Here is a 13,880-nt window from a genome sequence, read left to right as displayed (position 1 = left end):
TCCGTCTCGTGTCGATGATTCCACTGATTCTATAGAGCAATGCAAGGCGAACAACGCGCACGCACAATTTTCCTGTTGCTATGGACGCTGGTCACCGCCGTCAAACTGGTGGTGGCCGCGCGCCTGCCCCTGTTCGTGGACGAAGCGTTCTACTGGCAGGAAGGGCAGCATCTGGCGGCCGCGTATTCGGACCTGCCCGGCCTGACGGCGTGGCTGTCGCGGCTGGGCGTGGAGATCGGTGGTCCGCATGTGCTGGCACAGCGCCTGCCGTTCCTGGCGATCGGTGCCTGGTTGCCCTGGGCGGTATCGCGGATCGCCACGCGCTGGTTCGGTGCGGTGGCAGGGTGGCAGGCCGGCAGCCTCACCCTGTTGATGCCGCTGTCTGCCACGCTGGGCATGCTGGCGGTGCCGGACGTGCCGATGGCGTTGGCGGCGGTGCTGTGCCTGGACGCCGGGGCCCGCCTGCTGCGCCAGGTGGATGCGGCGGCGGCGGTGAAGCTGGGGCTGGGCCTGATGATCGGCGCGCTCAGCCACTACCGCTTCATCGGTGTGATCGTGGTGGGGTTCATTGCGCTGCTGCTGCTGCCGCAGGGCCGCCGCATGCTGCGCGATCCGCGCGTGTGGGTGGCGCTGGCTGTCGGCGTGCTGGCCTGGCTGCCGCTGCTGGCATGGAATGCCGACAACCACGAGGCCGGCCTGAAATTCCAGGTGGTCGAACGCCATCCGTGGGCCTTCCAGTGGAGTGGCCTGTGGTTCCTGGTGATCCAGCCGATGCTGGTCACGCCGATCCTGTGCGTGGCGATGTGGAAGGTGGCACTTGCGGGCACCCGCGCTGGCGGTGGTGCGCGCGCGCAATGGCGCTACTTCGGCCTGATCGGCGCGGTATCGACAGTGGCGATCTTCGTGCTCGGCTTCTTCACCGATGTGGAGCGCATCAGTTTCCACTGGCCGCTGCCGGGCTACCTGGCGCTGCTGATCGCGGTGCCGGTGGTGTTCAATGGCTGGCCGCGCTGGCTGCGCCGCACCGGCTGGTGGATGGCCGGCGCCGGTCTGGCGCTGGCCTTCTCCTACTATCTGGTGGCCTCCACGCCGGCGCTGCGCGAGCAGTTGGCCGGCTACAAGTACTACCCGCGCAATTTCGCCGGCTGGCAGCCGTTGGCCAGCGCCGTGCGCGAGTCGCTGGCGACGATGCCGCCCGGCACGCGGGTGCTGGCCGGCAACTTCAAGGTGGGTGCGGAGCTGGGCTTCCAGTTGCGTGACCCGTCGATCGAGGTGCTGCAGCACCCGTTGAACGACAAGCACGGACGCAGTGCGCAGCTCGGCCTGTGGGGGCTGCTGCACGAGGGGCAGCGGAATGCGCCCATGCTGCTGGTGCTGTCGCCCAGCGACCAGCGCTATCGCGATCTGCTGGAGCGCTACCACGATGTCTGCCGCCAGGTGGGCCCGCTGCCGCCGCCGCAGGTGGTGAGCAACGACCACGGCTTCCAGCGCTTCCTGCTGTTCAAACTGCCGGCCGAGCGCGCCGCCGGGCCCTGCGTGACGCCGGCGATGGCGTGGATCGATACGCCGGTGGCCGATGCCACGGTGGACGGCATGCTCGATGTGCGCGGCTGGGCGTTCAAGGATGGCATCGGCCTGGCCCGGGTGGAGCTGCTGGTCGATGATCGTCCGGTGGCCGAGGCGCAGTACGGTCGGGCCTACGACGTGACCGCCTTCTGGAAGATCTCCAACGACCCGCAGCACCCCAACGTCGGCTTCGACGCGCGTATCGATACCCGCGCGCTGGCGCCCGGCCGGCATTGGCTGGGCCTGAACCTGTATGGACGCGATGGCAGTGTCGAGCGCTGGCAGGACCAGGCGTTCGTGGTCCCCGCGCGCCCCGCCGGCGAGGCTCAGGGCAAGCGATAACCGGCCAGGCGCAGCAGCTGCGCCACGGCGATCAGCGGCAGCCCGATCAACGCGGTCGGGTCGCGGTTGTCGATTGCATCGAACAGGGTGATGCCCAGGCCTTCGCACTTGAAGCTTCCGGCGCAGTCCAGCGGCTGCTCGGCGGCGACGTAGCGGGCAATCTCATCGGCGCCCAGCGTGCGGAAGCGGACCTCGGTCAGGTCGCAGGCCTGGTGGATCTCGCCATCGCGGATCAGGCAGATGGCTGTGTGGAAGGCCACCGACTGGCCGGACATCGCCGCCAGCTGGGCCTGCGCGGCGGCCACGGTGCCGGGTTTGCCCAGCGGGGCCCCGTTCAGTTCGGCGACCTGGTCCGAGCCCAGCGTCCAGCGGCCCGGATGCCGCGCGGCGACCTCGGCCGCCTTGGCCTGCGCCAGCCGCACCGCCAGCGCGCGCGGCGCCTCGCCGGGGGCGGGGGTCTCGTCCACGTCCGGGCGCGCGGTGTCCAGGGGCAGCCCGAGGCGCCCCAGCAGTTCGCGACGGTAGCGGGAGGTGGAGGCAAGCAGGAGCGGGGTCATGCGACAATACCGGGCGCGGAAGGCCGGCAGTCTGGCTGCTCCAGGGCGGCTGCTGCAACCTGACTGAAACCGGATTTGACAGCAGGCCGGGCGATCCTTAACATTCAGCGGCTTATGTCCGCGAACGTGCCCGAATTGCTGGATGCTTGGCGGATGGTCGCAGCGCGCAGGCGCTTCGACGGCCAGGTCGATCTGGCTGAATTGACCCGCCTGCAAGGCCTTGTTGCCGATACCGAAGGCCGGTGCACCTATGCACTGGAATTCGCGCACGACGACATCCTGCGGGTATCCTATGTTGAACTGACCATCGACACCGAGTTGCCGCTGATCTGTCAGCGCAGCCTGCAGCGCTTCCTGTTGCCGGTCTCGATGGTGCAGCGGCTCGGCCTGATCCGCAGCGAAGAGGATGAATCCTCGTTGCCGGAAGGGTATGAGCCGTGGCTGGTCCCCGAGGACGGCCAACTGCGTCCGCTGGAACTGGTCGAGGACGAACTCGTCCTGGCCGTCCCGGTGGTACCGCTGTCTCCCGATGGTGAGGCAGTGGATCGCGACTGGGCACCGACCGAAGAAGAAATCAGCAAGGCCAATCCGTTCGCGGCATTGGCGGCGTTGAAAAAACAATAGCAGCCGGTTGTCGTCGGCGGCTGCGGCGAAAGCGAAGACTGTGCTGGGCGCTGGCGTCCTGTGCGACGAAACGACGAAGCAAAACGAACCGAGTTTGGAGCAATCCCATGGCTGTGCAGAAATCCCGTGTTACCCCGTCCCGCCGCGGTATGCGCCGTGCGCATGACGCCCTGAGCGCCAAGCAGCTGTCGACCGACCCGACCACGGGCGAAGTGCATCTGCGTCACCACATCACCGCTGACGGTTTCTACCGTGGCAAGAAGGTGATCACGACCAAGTCGAACTCGGCCGTCGAAGAAGATTGATTCGTGAAGGCCGCTGCCCGGTCGGGCAGCGGCCTTTGCCCCATTCTTCCCGGTCGTCGCTGTTGACGATCGTGCTACAGGACATGCAATGAGCAAGCGGATCTACTCGAGGATCGCGGGCACTGGTAGCTATTTGCCCGAAAAAGTGTTGACCAACCAGGATCTGGAGAAAATGGTCGACACCAGCGATGAGTGGATCCAATCGCGCACCGGTATCCGGGAGCGGCACATCGCCGCGGACACGGAAACCACCAGCGACCTCGGCTATCACGCCGCGGTGCGTGCGCTGGAAGCGGCGGGTATCGACGCTTCGCAGCTGGACATGATCGTGGTGGGTACGACCACCCCGGATCTGATCTTCCCGTCCACCGCGTGCCTGATCCAGGCCAAGCTCGGTGCGACCGGTTGCCCCGCTTTCGACGTCAACGCGGCCTGTTCGGGCTTCGTGTTCGCGTTGAGCGTGGCCGATAAATTCATTCGCTCCGGTGACGCACGCCATGTGCTGGTCATCGGCGCGGAAACCCTGACCCGGATCGTCGACTGGACCGAGCGCACCACCTGCGTACTGTTCGGCGATGGCGCCGGCGCGGTCGTGCTCAAGGCCGACGAAGACACCGGCATCCTCAGCACCCACCTGCATTCGGATGGCAGCAAGAAAGAGCTGCTGTGGAATCCTGTCGGCGTGTCGGCCGGTTTCGGCGAGGGTGAGAACGCCCGCGGCGCGATCCTGATGAAGGGCAACGATGTGTTCAAGTACGCCGTCAAGGCGCTGGACTCGGTCGTGGACGAAACCCTGGATGCCAATGGCCTGACCAAGGCCGATCTGGACTGGCTGATCCCGCACCAGGCCAACCTGCGCATCATCGAAGCCACCGCCAAGCGGCTGGAGATGTCGATGGAGCAGGTGGTGGTGACCGTGGACAAGCATGGCAACACCTCGTCGGCCTCGGTGCCGATGGCGCTGGATGTGGCGATCCGCTCCGGTCGCGTCGAGCGCGGTCAGCTGCTGCTGCTGGAGGCCTTCGGTGGCGGCTTCACCTGGGGTTCGGCACTGCTGCGCTATTGATAGCGCACGTTACGACAACGTGATGCAGTCGTTACGGCCCCATTCGGGGCCGTAAGCATTTCAGGAGATCCGTCATGGTTGAGCCCATCGTCATTGAAGGGCAACGCGCCTGGCTGAAGCAGTACGGCGAAGGAAGTCGGGTGGTGGCCTTGGGCCTGCTCAATTTCATCGCGCGGCGGTTCCAGCTGGACGCGCTGCGTCCGCCGCCGCACCGGGGAGGCGATGCCGCCCGTGAAACCGAAGCCCGCCGCTTGGCCGAGCTGAAGGACCAGGGAGTGAATGTGCCGCCGGTGATCGGCAGTGGCCATGCCGCGCTGGTGCTGGGCGACAACGGCAGCTCGTTCAATACCTGCCTGCGCCAGGCCGACGACGCCGGCCGCGATCGGCTGGTTTCGGCCGCGATGCAGGCGATCGCGTCGGCACATCGCAACGGCGCCTATTTCGGCCAGCCGTTGCCGCGCAACCTGACCTGGGACGGACAGCAGGTGGGCTTCATCGATTTCGAGGAGGACCCGCTGGAAGTGATGGACCTGGCCCAGGCCCAGGCGCGCGACTGGCTGATGTTCGGCTATGGCGTGGCCAAGTACTACGAGGACCGCCCGCAGCGGCTGCAGCAGTTGATGGCCGATGCAATGGACGGTGCCGAGGCACCGGTCCTGGCGCACGCGCACGAAGTCTCCGGCCGCCTGCGCGGTCTGGCCCGCGCCAGCCTGAAAATGGGCCGCTCGGCCCGCGCCCTGGCCCATGCGATCCTGATCGTGCACGGCGCCACCACCCTGGGCGTGCTGATGCTGGCGGTGATCTGTTTCGACTTCTTCTCCGACGGCGACCTGGACATTCTGCAGTTGCTGGTGTGATCGAAAGCGCTGGTTGAAGTACGTCCCTGTAGGCTCCATCGCCGCATCCATGCGGCGAAGGGTCCCGTGAACCCACGCACGCCGCACCGCCGACAGTTGGCCGGCGCGCATGGGCAATCCACGTCACCGCATACAGCGTTCGCTGTGCCACGCCAGCCCGCTGCACCCGCTTCTGCCCGTTCCATGCGCACCGACGCACCGTGCGGGGACCGGGCGAGTGGGGGTGTGGGACCGTAGAAAACATGGATGTTTTCTACGCGCCTACAGGGACGTATTCACGGCGTGTCCCGCACCCCCACTCGTCGCGGTCCTCATCAGGGACCGTGCAGCCTAGGTGCTGTTGCCGTTCGCTTGAAGGGGCTGTACGCGCCGCGCCCAGCCCCCTCAATACGCGTCAGTACAGACGGAGGGCGGTGTTCGCCCTTATCATTTGCCGTTCGATTTTTGCAGGCGGATGACCGCGTGACCGATTCCAATCTCGCTTTCGTGTTCCCAGGCCAGGGCTCGCAGTCCGTGGGCATGCTCGCCGAACTGGCCGAACTGCACCCCCAGGTGCGTGAGGCCTTCAGCGAAGCGTCCGACGGTGCCGGCGTGGACCTGTGGGCGCTCTCGCAGGGCGGTCCCGAGGAAATGCTCAACCGCACCGAGTACACCCAGCCGGCGCTGCTGGCCGCCAGCATTGGCGTGTGGCGTGTCTGGAATGCCGTGGGCGGTGCCCAGCCGGCGGTCCTGGCCGGCCACAGCCTGGGCGAATACACTGCCCTGGTCGCGGCGGGCGCCCTGTCGCTTCGCGATGGCGCCCATCTGGTGCGCCTGCGCGGCCAGCTCATGCAGGATGCCGCGCCCACCGGCGTCGGCGCGATGGCTGCCGTGCTTGGTGCCGAGGATGCGCTGGTGCTGGAGGTCTGCGAGCAGGCCGCCGGCAGCCAGGTCGTGGTTCCGGCCAACTACAATTCGCCCGGCCAGATCGTGATCGGCGGCGATGCGGCCGCGGTCGACCGCGCGCTGGCGCTGCTGGCCGACAAGGGCGTGCGCAAGGCGGTCAAACTGGCCGTCAGCGTCCCCTCGCACACCCCGCTGATGCGCGAAGCCGCCAACCGCCTGGCCGAAACGATGGCCGGCCTGGACTGGCACGCCCCGGCGCTGCCGGTGGTGCAGAACGTGGATGCCCGCATCCATGACGGCATTGATGCGATCCGCCAGGCGCTGGTCCAGCAGCTGTACCTGCCGGTGCAATGGACCGGTTGCGTGCAGGCGCTGGCCGCCCGTGGCGTTGTCCGTGTGGCCGAGTGTGGCCCGGGCAAGGTCCTGAGCGGATTGATCAAGCGCATCGACAAAACGCTGGACGCGCGCACACTGTCCACGCCCGCTGATTTTGAAGCTGCCCGCGAGACCTGGGCTGCCTGATTTTTCGACTGCCTCCGCAACGGCATGGCCCTGTGCCTGCGCTGCTGACCGGTCCCGTCCGAGGAAACACAGATGAGCAAGCCCCTTCAGGGTGAAATCGCACTGGTGACCGGCGCCAGCCGTGGCATCGGCGCGGCGATCGCCGACGTACTGGCCGCGCAGGGCGCGACCGTGATCGGCACCGCCACCACCGACGCCGGTGCCGCCGCCATCGGCGAGCGCCTGGCCGCCGTGGGCGGCCACGGCCGCGCGCTGAACGTCACCGACGCGGCCGCGCTGGACGCCGTGCTGGACGGCATCGCCAAGGAATTCGGTGCGATCACCATCCTGGTCAACAATGCCGGCATCACCCGCGACAACCTGCTGCTGCGCATGAAGGACGAGGACTGGCAGGCCATCCTCGACACCAACCTCACCAGCGTGTTCCGCACCTCCAAGGCTGTCATCCGCGGCATGATGAAGGCGCGCAAGGGGCGCATCATCAACATCGCCTCGGTGATCGGCGTGACCGGCAACGCCGGCCAGGCCAATTACGCGGCGGCCAAGGCCGGCATCATTGCCTTCTCCAAGTCGCTGGCCAAGGAAATCGGTTCGCGCGGCATCACCGTCAACGTCGTGGCGCCGGGCTTCATCGATACCGACATGACCAAGGCCCTGCCGGAAGAGCAGCGCACCGGTCTGGTCAAGTCGATCGCCCTGGAGCGCCTCGGCGAACCGTCCGACATCGCCAATGCGGTGGCGTTCCTGGCCGGTCCCTCGGCCAGCTACATCACCGGCGAAACCCTCCATGTGAACGGCGGCATGTACATGCCGTAAGCATGTGGCGCAGGGATCGCGCCGCAAGTGGTTGATCTGAAAGATGTTTTGCAGCGATGCAAGGCGTCGCTGGTTTCCACTACACTATCCCACGGTCATCCCTCACCGGATGGCGTCATTTTTGAACCACTACTCCATCTGGAGCGATATCCAATGAGCACCATCGAAGAACGCGTCAAGAAAATCGTCGTCGAACAGCTTGGCGTCAAGGAAGAAGAAGTCACCAACAGCGCATCGTTCGTCGATGACCTGGGCGCTGACTCGCTGGACACCGTTGAACTGGTGATGGCGCTGGAAGAAGAGTTCGAGTGCGAGATCCCGGACGAAGAAGCCGAAAAGATCAGCACCGTCCAGGCTGCGATCGACTACATCAACGCCCACGTCAAGGCTTGATGTCAGGCGGCTTGCGCGCGGCCGTGGCAATCGCCGCGACCGCGTGCGGCAAACTCATGGGGCCGCACATGCGGCCCTGTGCATTTGAGCGTTGTACCGCGTCATACCCGCAACACCCGGGTCAGGAGAATCTGCAATGAAGCGTCGCGTCGTCGTTACCGGCATGGGCATGGTCTCGCCGTTGGGCAATGATATGGCCACCAGTTGGAAGGGCATCACCGAAGGCCGTTCCGGCATCGGTCCGCTGACCAACGTTTCGCAGTCCTACCTGGACCGTTTCACCACCAAGATCGCAGGTGAGGTCAGGGACTTCGACATCACCGCCGACAACGAACAGTTCGGCAAATTCCGGGTCAGCGGCAAGGATGCCAAGAAGATGGACCCGTTCATCCATTACGGCCTCGGTGCCTCGTTCATGGCCCTGCACGATGCGGGCCTGGAGATCACCGACGCCAATGCCGAGCGCGTGGGCGCCATCGTCGGCGCGGGCATCGGCGGTCTGCTGGGCATCGAGGAACAGACCATCGAGTTCCACGAGGGCAAGAAAATCTCGCCCTTCTACGTGCCCAAGACCATCATCAACATGCTGCCGGGCCAGCTCAGCATCATCACCGGCCTGAAGGGGCCGTCGTTCTCGGCGGTGTCGGCCTGCGCCACCTCCAACCACTCCATCGGCACCGCCATGCGCATGATCCAGTACGGCGATGCGGACGTGATGGTGGTGGGCGGCGCCGAGCGCGGCTCCTCGCCGACCGCCCTGGGCGGCTTCTGCGCGATGAAGGCCATGAGCACCCGCAACGACGCGCCGGCTGAAGCCTCGCGACCGTGGGACAAGGACCGCGACGGCTTCGTGCTGGGCGACGGTGCCGGCATCCTGATCCTGGAAGAGTACGAACACGCCAAGGCGCGTGGCGCGCGCATCTATGCCGAGCTGGCCGGTTTCGGCGCGAGTTCCGATGCGTACCACATGACCGCGCCGAGCGAGAACGGCGAAGGCGCTGCGCGCTGCATGACGATGGCCCTCAAGGACGCCGGTGTGACCCCGGACCAGGTCGGCTACCTCAACGCGCACGGCACCTCGACCCCGCTGGGTGACCTCGGTGAAACGATGGCCATGAAGACCGCGTTCGGCGACCACGCGTACAGGATGATGGTCAGTTCGACCAAGTCGATGACCGGCCACCTGCTCGGTGCCGCCGGCGGCGTCGAGGCGATCTTCTCGGTGCTGGCGCTGCGCGACAACATCATTCCGCCGACCATCAACCTGCAGCAGCCGGGCGAAGGCTGCGACCTGGATTACGTGCCCAACGTGGCGCGCCAGCAGAAGGTGGATGTGGTCATGTCCAACGGCTTCGGCTTTGGCGGTACCAACGGCACGCTGGTGTTCAAGCGCGTCTGATCCGCGCACCGTCGTACCCCGCGCCCGGGCCGCCATCATGGCGGCCTTGGTGTATCTGGCCCCCGCGCTCCTTTCCGGTTCCCTGCCATGCTCCAGATCCAGCCGTTGCCCGCCACCACCGATCTGCTCGCGCTGCAGCGCATGGACCCCTCGCGCTATCCGCTGCTGATGGAGTCCACCGCCTCGGGCACCGCCCAGGGGCGCTGGGACCTGCTGCTGATGGCCAACGGCCAGGCGCTGGCGCTGCACGCCGACGGCGTGGTCCGCGACGCTGACGGCACCGCCCACGCCGGCAGCTTTCTCGAGGCGCTGGATGCGCACTGGGCGGCCCTGCGCCTGCCCCGCGAGGAGACCATGCTGCCGTTCCGCGGCGGCTGGGCGCTGATGCTGGACTATGAACTGGCCGGGCAGATCGAAACCGTGCTGCAGGTGCCCGCGCGCGCCGACGGCCTGCCCTCCGCACTGGCCCTGCGCTGCCCGGCCGCCGTGCTGCACGACCGCGTTCTCGGCCAGTACCACGCCATCTGCGAAACCGACCACGCCGGGCTGCTGCCGACCCTGCTGGCCGATGTGCAGGCATCCACCACGCTGGCACCGCTGCCGGCCTGGCAGCCGCCGGCCGACGTGACGGAAGACGCCCCGCAGCGCTTCACCGACGGTGTTGGCAAGGTGATCGACTACCTGCGCGCCGGCGATGTGTTCCAGGTCAACCTGTCGCGCCGCTGGGCAGCGCAGTTCGCCCAGCCGCTGTCGCCGCAGGCCCTGTATGCCCAGTTGCGGGTGGCCAATCCGGCCCCGTTCGCCGGCCTGTTCATGGCGCAGGGCAGGGCAGTGGTCAGCTCCTCCCCCGAGCGCCTGGTCTCGGTGCATGGCGATGACGTGCAGACCCGTCCGATCGCCGGCACGCGCCCGCGCTTCGCCGGCGACGACGATGCCGCGCGCATCCAGGAGCTGGTGGGCCATCCCAAGGAGCGTGCCGAGCACGTCATGCTGATCGACCTGGAACGCAACGACCTGGGGCGCATCTGCACGCCCGGCAGCGTCGAGGTCGACGAGCTGATGACGGTGGAAAGCTACGCCCACGTGCATCACATCGTCAGCAACGTGCGTGGTCGCCTGCGCCAGGATGTCAGCCCCGGCGCGGTGATCGCCGCCACGTTCCCCGGCGGCACCATCACCGGTTGCCCCAAGGTGCGCTGCATGCAGATCATTGCCGAGCTGGAGCAGACCGCACGCGGCGCCTACACCGGCGCGTTCGGCTGGCTGAACCGTGATGGCGACCTGGACCTGAACATCCTGATCCGCACCGCCGAAGTGGCCGCCGACACGGCGGTGTTCCGCACCGGTGCCGGCATCGTGGTCGATTCGGACCCGGTCAAGGAACTGGACGAAACCCGTGCCAAGGCGCGTGGCCTGCTGCGTGCGCTGGGGCGGCAGGACTGAGCCACGGTATGCTGTCCGACGGGGTGCCGGCCGCTGGCCGGTGCCGCGCACTGAATAACGACACGAGGTGAACATGGCGGGTGCGAAGCGGGGATGTCTGGCCGTGCTGGCGGTGCTGCTGCTGGGCGGCCTGGTGCTGGCGGCAGTGGGTGCCTGGTTCTGGCACGACCAGAGCCGCTTTGCCGACGCGCCGATCACCCCGGACCAGTCCAGCGTGGTGATCGCCTCCGGCGATGGCCTGAATACGGTGCTGGGCAAGCTGCGTGCTGCCGGTGTGGACGAAGGCAACGATACCCAGTGGACACTGCTGGCACGCCAGCTCGATGCCGCCGGCAAGCTCAAGGTGGGCGAGTACGCGCTCGACGCCGGCCTCACCCCGCGCGAACTGCTCATCCGCATGCGTCAGGGCCGCGTGCTTCAGCACCGGCTGACCATCGTCGAAGGCTGGAACATCCGCCAGGTGCGCGCCGCGCTCAAGCGTGCCGATCCGCTGCGCCACACCACCGATGACATGGACGACGCCGCGCTGATGAAGGCGCTGGGCTTCCCGGGCGAGCACCCCGAAGGCCGCTTCCTGCCGGAGACCTACGTCTACCAGCGTGGCGACAGCGACCTGGACGTGCTCAAGCGCGCCCATGCCGCAATGGAGAAGGCGCTGACCGCCGCGTGGGACAGCCGCGCCGACGATCTGCCGCTGAATTCACCGTATGAGCTGCTGATCCTCGCCTCGATCATCGAGAAGGAAACCGCGCTGCCCAGCGAGCGCCCCCAGATTGCCGGCGTGTTCGTGCGCCGCCTGAAGATCGGCATGCGCCTGCAGACCGATCCGACGGTGATCTACGGCATCGGCAGCCGCTACGACGGCAACATCCGCAAGCGCGACCTGACCACCGACACGCCGTACAACACCTACACCCGCGCCGGCCTCACCCCGACCCCGATCGCCATGCCCGGCCGCGACGCCCTGCATGCGGCCGCGCAGCCGGCCGCCGGCGACGCGCTGTATTTCGTGGCGGTTGGCGACGGCAGCGGCGCGCATGTGTTCTCGGCCAACTACACCGACCACAACGCCGCGGTCGCGCGTTACCTGCAGCAGCTGCGCCAGCAGCGCAGCCAGGCGGCACCGCAATGACGGTTTCGCTGCTGCGCCACCCGCGCCTGATCAGCCTGGAAGGCGGCGAGGGCGCGGGCAAGACCACGGCCATCAACGCCCTGCGCGATGCCTTGCACGCGCGGGGCCACGAGGTGCTGCTGACCCGCGAGCCCGGCGGCACGCCGCTGGCCGAGCGCATCCGCGCGCTGGTGCTCACCCCCGATGCGGAGATCGCCGCCGAGCCGCTGTCGGCCGAAGCCGAGCTGCTGCTGGTGTTCGCCGCGCGCGCCCAGCATGTGCGCGAGGTGATCCAGCCAGCCCTGCAACGCGGCGCCTACGTCATCAGCGACCGTTTCACTGATTCCAGTTACGCCTATCAGGGCGGCGGACGCGGCCTCGATGCGGCCTGGATTGCCGACCTCGAGCGCCGCGCCGTCGGCCTGCTGCCGGGATTGACCCTGCTGCTGGATGTGGACGTGGCCGTGGGCCGCGCCCGCGCCAATGGCCGCGATCTGTGGCCGGACCGCATCGAGAGCGAGCAGGACGATTTCTTCCAGCGGGTGCGCGCGGTATTCCGCCAGCGCGCCAGCGATGACGCCGCGCGTTTCCGCCTGATCGACGCCGGCCAGGACCAGGCCGGCGTGGCGCGGTCGGTGGTGGCCGCGGTGGACGCGTGGCTGGCACAGGAGCCTGCCCATGACTGATACGTTCTCACCCTGGCAGCAGCGCGCCTACGACCAGACCGTGGCCGCGCTGGATGCCGGCCGCCTGGGCCACGGCCTGCTCATCTGCGGCCCGGCCGGGCTGGGCAAGCGCGCGGTTGCGCTTCGCCTGGCCGAACATGTGCTCGGGCGTGGCGAACCGGCGGCGGCCAAGCGCAGCGCGCAGCTGATTGCCGCCGGTACCCACCCGGACCTGCAACTGATCTCGTTCATTCCCAACAAGTCCGGCGACAAGCTGCGCACCGAGATCGTGATCGAGCAGGTGCGCGAGATCTCGCAGAAGCTGGCGCTCACCCCGCAGTACGGCATTGCCCAGGTCGTGATCGTCGATCCGGCCGATGCGATCAATCGCGCCGCCTGCAACGCGCTGCTCAAGACCCTCGAAGAGCCGCAGCCCGGCCGCTACCTGTGGCTGATCAGCAGCGACCCGGCGCGCCTGCCGGCGACCGTGCGCAGCCGCTGCCAGCGGCTGGAGTTCAAGCTGCCGCCGCGCGAGGAAGCACTGGCGTGGCTGCAGGCGCAGGGCCACAGCGACGCCAGTGCGCGCGAAGCCCTCGACGCCGCGCGCGGTCATCCCGGCCTGGCCGATGACTGGCTGCGCGAAGATGGCCTGGCGCTGCGCCGCCAGGTGGCCACCGATCTGGAATCGCTGGTGGCCGGCCGCGCCGGCGCGGTGGAACTGGCCCAGCGCTGGACCGGCGACGAGCACGGCGCGCTGCGCCTGCGCCATGCCGCCGACCTCGCGCTGGCCCAGGCGGCGGGCGGCGGCTTGACCGATCCGGACCGATTGCACAAGCTGGCGTCGTGGTTCGACGCCGCCAACCGAACCCGCGACCTGCTGCGCACCACCGTGCGCGCCGATCTGGCGGTGGTGGAATTGTTGTTGGCCTGGAACAAGGTCAACGAGCGGCACCCAAGGGGAACTAGAGCATGAGCGCCACCAACGCCCGCCAGGGCATCCTGTCCCTGGCCGTGAAGGACAAGGCCGCGCTGTACAGCGCATACATGCCGTTCGTGAAGAACGGCGGCATCTTCGTGCCCACGCCCAAGCGTTACTTCCTCGGCGACGAGGTGTTCCTGCTGCTGACCCTGCCGGACTCCAGCGAGCGCCTGCCGGTGGCCGGCAAGGTGATCTGGGTGACCCCGGCCGGTGCGCAGGGCAACCGCGCCGCCGGCATCGGCGTACAGCTCGCCGAAGGCACCGAAGGCGAGGCCGTACGGCACAAGATCGAGACGCTGCTGGCCGGCATCATCACCTCGGACAAGCCCACGCACACGATGTGAAGAAAT

General features: G+C 67.7%; 15 protein-coding genes. 14 read left to right on the top strand and 1 reads right to left on the bottom strand.

What is annotated here, in order from left to right:
* Positions 1-39 precede the first annotated feature (39 nt).
* Positions 40-1,908, top strand: coding sequence for an ArnT family glycosyltransferase (locus GDJ08_RS07035; protein ID WP_153164556.1), 1,869 nt, complete (start codon positions 40-42; stop codon positions 1,906-1,908).
* Here the strand turns inward: GDJ08_RS07035 and GDJ08_RS07030 are convergent.
* Positions 1,893-2,465 carry a Maf family protein gene (locus GDJ08_RS07030; protein ID WP_153164555.1) on the bottom strand — a complete coding sequence of 191 codons (573 nt, stop codon included), beginning with the start codon at positions 2,463-2,465 and terminating at the stop codon, positions 1,893-1,895. The two genes, GDJ08_RS07035 and GDJ08_RS07030, sit on opposite strands and share 16 nt — an antisense overlap.
* Before the next feature lie 114 nt (positions 2,466-2,579).
* On the opposite strand from GDJ08_RS07030, the gene GDJ08_RS07025 reads away from it, so the two are divergent.
* From GDJ08_RS07025 to GDJ08_RS06965, 13 genes are all read left to right on the top strand, one after another.
* On the top strand, positions 2,580-3,089 hold the full coding sequence (locus tag GDJ08_RS07025; RefSeq protein WP_136005608.1) for a YceD family protein: 510 nt from the start codon (positions 2,580-2,582) through the stop codon (positions 3,087-3,089).
* Positions 3,090-3,196: 107 nt separating this feature from the next.
* On the top strand, positions 3,197-3,394 hold the full coding sequence (gene rpmF, locus GDJ08_RS07020) for a 50S ribosomal protein L32 (RefSeq protein ID WP_017357626.1): 198 nt from the start codon (positions 3,197-3,199) through the stop codon (positions 3,392-3,394).
* Between the two features lie 88 nt (positions 3,395-3,482).
* Positions 3,483-4,460 carry a beta-ketoacyl-ACP synthase III gene (locus tag GDJ08_RS07015; protein ID WP_017357625.1) on the top strand — a complete coding sequence of 326 codons (978 nt, stop codon included), beginning with the start codon at positions 3,483-3,485 and terminating at the stop codon, positions 4,458-4,460.
* Positions 4,461-4,534: 74 nt separating this feature from the next.
* Positions 4,535-5,317: a BUD32 family EKC/KEOPS complex subunit gene (locus GDJ08_RS07010; protein ID WP_017357624.1), complete on the top strand. Its 783-nt coding sequence runs from the start codon at positions 4,535-4,537 to the stop codon at positions 5,315-5,317.
* A 462-nt stretch (positions 5,318-5,779) separates the two neighbouring features.
* Positions 5,780-6,724: an ACP S-malonyltransferase gene (fabD, locus tag GDJ08_RS07005; RefSeq protein ID WP_026071039.1), complete on the top strand. Its 945-nt coding sequence runs from the start codon at positions 5,780-5,782 to the stop codon at positions 6,722-6,724.
* A gap of 72 nt (positions 6,725-6,796) precedes the next feature.
* Positions 6,797-7,540: a 3-oxoacyl-ACP reductase FabG gene (fabG, locus tag GDJ08_RS07000; protein WP_153164554.1), complete on the top strand. Its 744-nt coding sequence runs from the start codon at positions 6,797-6,799 to the stop codon at positions 7,538-7,540.
* Positions 7,541-7,693: 153 nt separating this feature from the next.
* Positions 7,694-7,933, top strand: coding sequence for an acyl carrier protein (gene acpP / locus GDJ08_RS06995; RefSeq protein WP_017357544.1), 240 nt, complete (start codon positions 7,694-7,696; stop codon positions 7,931-7,933).
* A gap of 136 nt (positions 7,934-8,069) precedes the next feature.
* Positions 8,070-9,332, top strand: coding sequence for a beta-ketoacyl-ACP synthase II (fabF, locus tag GDJ08_RS06990; protein ID WP_017357545.1), 1,263 nt, complete (start codon positions 8,070-8,072; stop codon positions 9,330-9,332).
* 87 nt (positions 9,333-9,419) lie between these two features.
* Entirely contained in the window at positions 9,420-10,775 is a 1,356-nt protein-coding gene (locus GDJ08_RS06985; RefSeq protein ID WP_153164553.1) for an aminodeoxychorismate synthase component I, read from the top strand.
* 73 nt (positions 10,776-10,848) lie between these two features.
* The gene (gene mltG / locus GDJ08_RS06980) at positions 10,849-11,907 is read left to right on the top strand and encodes an endolytic transglycosylase MltG (RefSeq protein ID WP_136005613.1); all 1,059 of its coding nucleotides are present in this window, start codon (positions 10,849-10,851) and stop codon (positions 11,905-11,907) included.
* A complete protein-coding gene (gene tmk / locus GDJ08_RS06975) occupies positions 11,904-12,572 on the top strand; it encodes a dTMP kinase (protein ID WP_017357548.1) in 669 nt (222 codons plus the stop codon). The genes mltG and tmk overlap by 4 nt, the downstream gene beginning before the upstream one ends.
* The gene (locus tag GDJ08_RS06970; protein WP_136005615.1) at positions 12,565-13,524 is read left to right on the top strand and encodes a DNA polymerase III subunit delta'; all 960 of its coding nucleotides are present in this window, start codon (positions 12,565-12,567) and stop codon (positions 13,522-13,524) included. Before tmk ends, GDJ08_RS06970 begins: the two co-directional genes overlap by 8 nt.
* Positions 13,521-13,874: a PilZ domain-containing protein gene (locus GDJ08_RS06965; protein WP_136005617.1), complete on the top strand. Its 354-nt coding sequence runs from the start codon at positions 13,521-13,523 to the stop codon at positions 13,872-13,874. The genes GDJ08_RS06970 and GDJ08_RS06965 overlap by 4 nt, the downstream gene beginning before the upstream one ends.
* Positions 13,875-13,880 lie beyond the last annotated feature (6 nt).

Origin of the sequence: Stenotrophomonas nematodicola (assembly GCF_009467805.1) — a bacterium.
GTDB lineage: Bacteria > Pseudomonadota > Gammaproteobacteria > Xanthomonadales > Xanthomonadaceae > Stenotrophomonas > Stenotrophomonas nematodicola.
The sequence above is the reverse complement of the archived record's forward strand: the minus strand, read 5'-3'. Positions and strand labels throughout refer to the sequence as shown.

Excerpts from the sequence above, each read along its gene's own strand:
- tmk (WP_017357548.1), top strand. The coding sequence starts at position 11,904 with ATGACGGTTTCGCTGCTGCGCCACCCGCGCCTGATCAGCCTGGAAGGC.
- mltG (WP_136005613.1), top strand. The coding sequence starts at position 10,849 with ATGGCGGGTGCGAAGCGGGGATGTCTGGCCGTGCTGGCGGTGCTGCTG.
- GDJ08_RS06970 (WP_136005615.1), top strand. The coding sequence starts at position 12,565 with ATGACTGATACGTTCTCACCCTGGCAGCAGCGCGCCTACGACCAGACC.
- GDJ08_RS06965 (WP_136005617.1), top strand. The coding sequence starts at position 13,521 with ATGAGCGCCACCAACGCCCGCCAGGGCATCCTGTCCCTGGCCGTGAAG.
- fabF (WP_017357545.1), top strand. The coding sequence starts at position 8,070 with ATGAAGCGTCGCGTCGTCGTTACCGGCATGGGCATGGTCTCGCCGTTG.
- GDJ08_RS07025 (WP_136005608.1), top strand. The coding sequence starts at position 2,580 with ATGTCCGCGAACGTGCCCGAATTGCTGGATGCTTGGCGGATGGTCGCA.
- acpP (WP_017357544.1), top strand. The coding sequence starts at position 7,694 with ATGAGCACCATCGAAGAACGCGTCAAGAAAATCGTCGTCGAACAGCTT.
- fabG (WP_153164554.1), top strand. The coding sequence starts at position 6,797 with ATGAGCAAGCCCCTTCAGGGTGAAATCGCACTGGTGACCGGCGCCAGC.
- GDJ08_RS07010 (WP_017357624.1), top strand. The coding sequence starts at position 4,535 with ATGGTTGAGCCCATCGTCATTGAAGGGCAACGCGCCTGGCTGAAGCAG.
- rpmF (WP_017357626.1), top strand. The coding sequence starts at position 3,197 with ATGGCTGTGCAGAAATCCCGTGTTACCCCGTCCCGCCGCGGTATGCGC.
- GDJ08_RS07030 (WP_153164555.1), bottom strand. The coding sequence starts at position 2,465 with ATGACCCCGCTCCTGCTTGCCTCCACCTCCCGCTACCGTCGCGAACTG.
- GDJ08_RS07015 (WP_017357625.1), top strand. The coding sequence starts at position 3,483 with ATGAGCAAGCGGATCTACTCGAGGATCGCGGGCACTGGTAGCTATTTG.
- GDJ08_RS07035 (WP_153164556.1), top strand. The coding sequence starts at position 40 with ATGCAAGGCGAACAACGCGCACGCACAATTTTCCTGTTGCTATGGACG.
- GDJ08_RS06985 (WP_153164553.1), top strand. The coding sequence starts at position 9,420 with ATGCTCCAGATCCAGCCGTTGCCCGCCACCACCGATCTGCTCGCGCTG.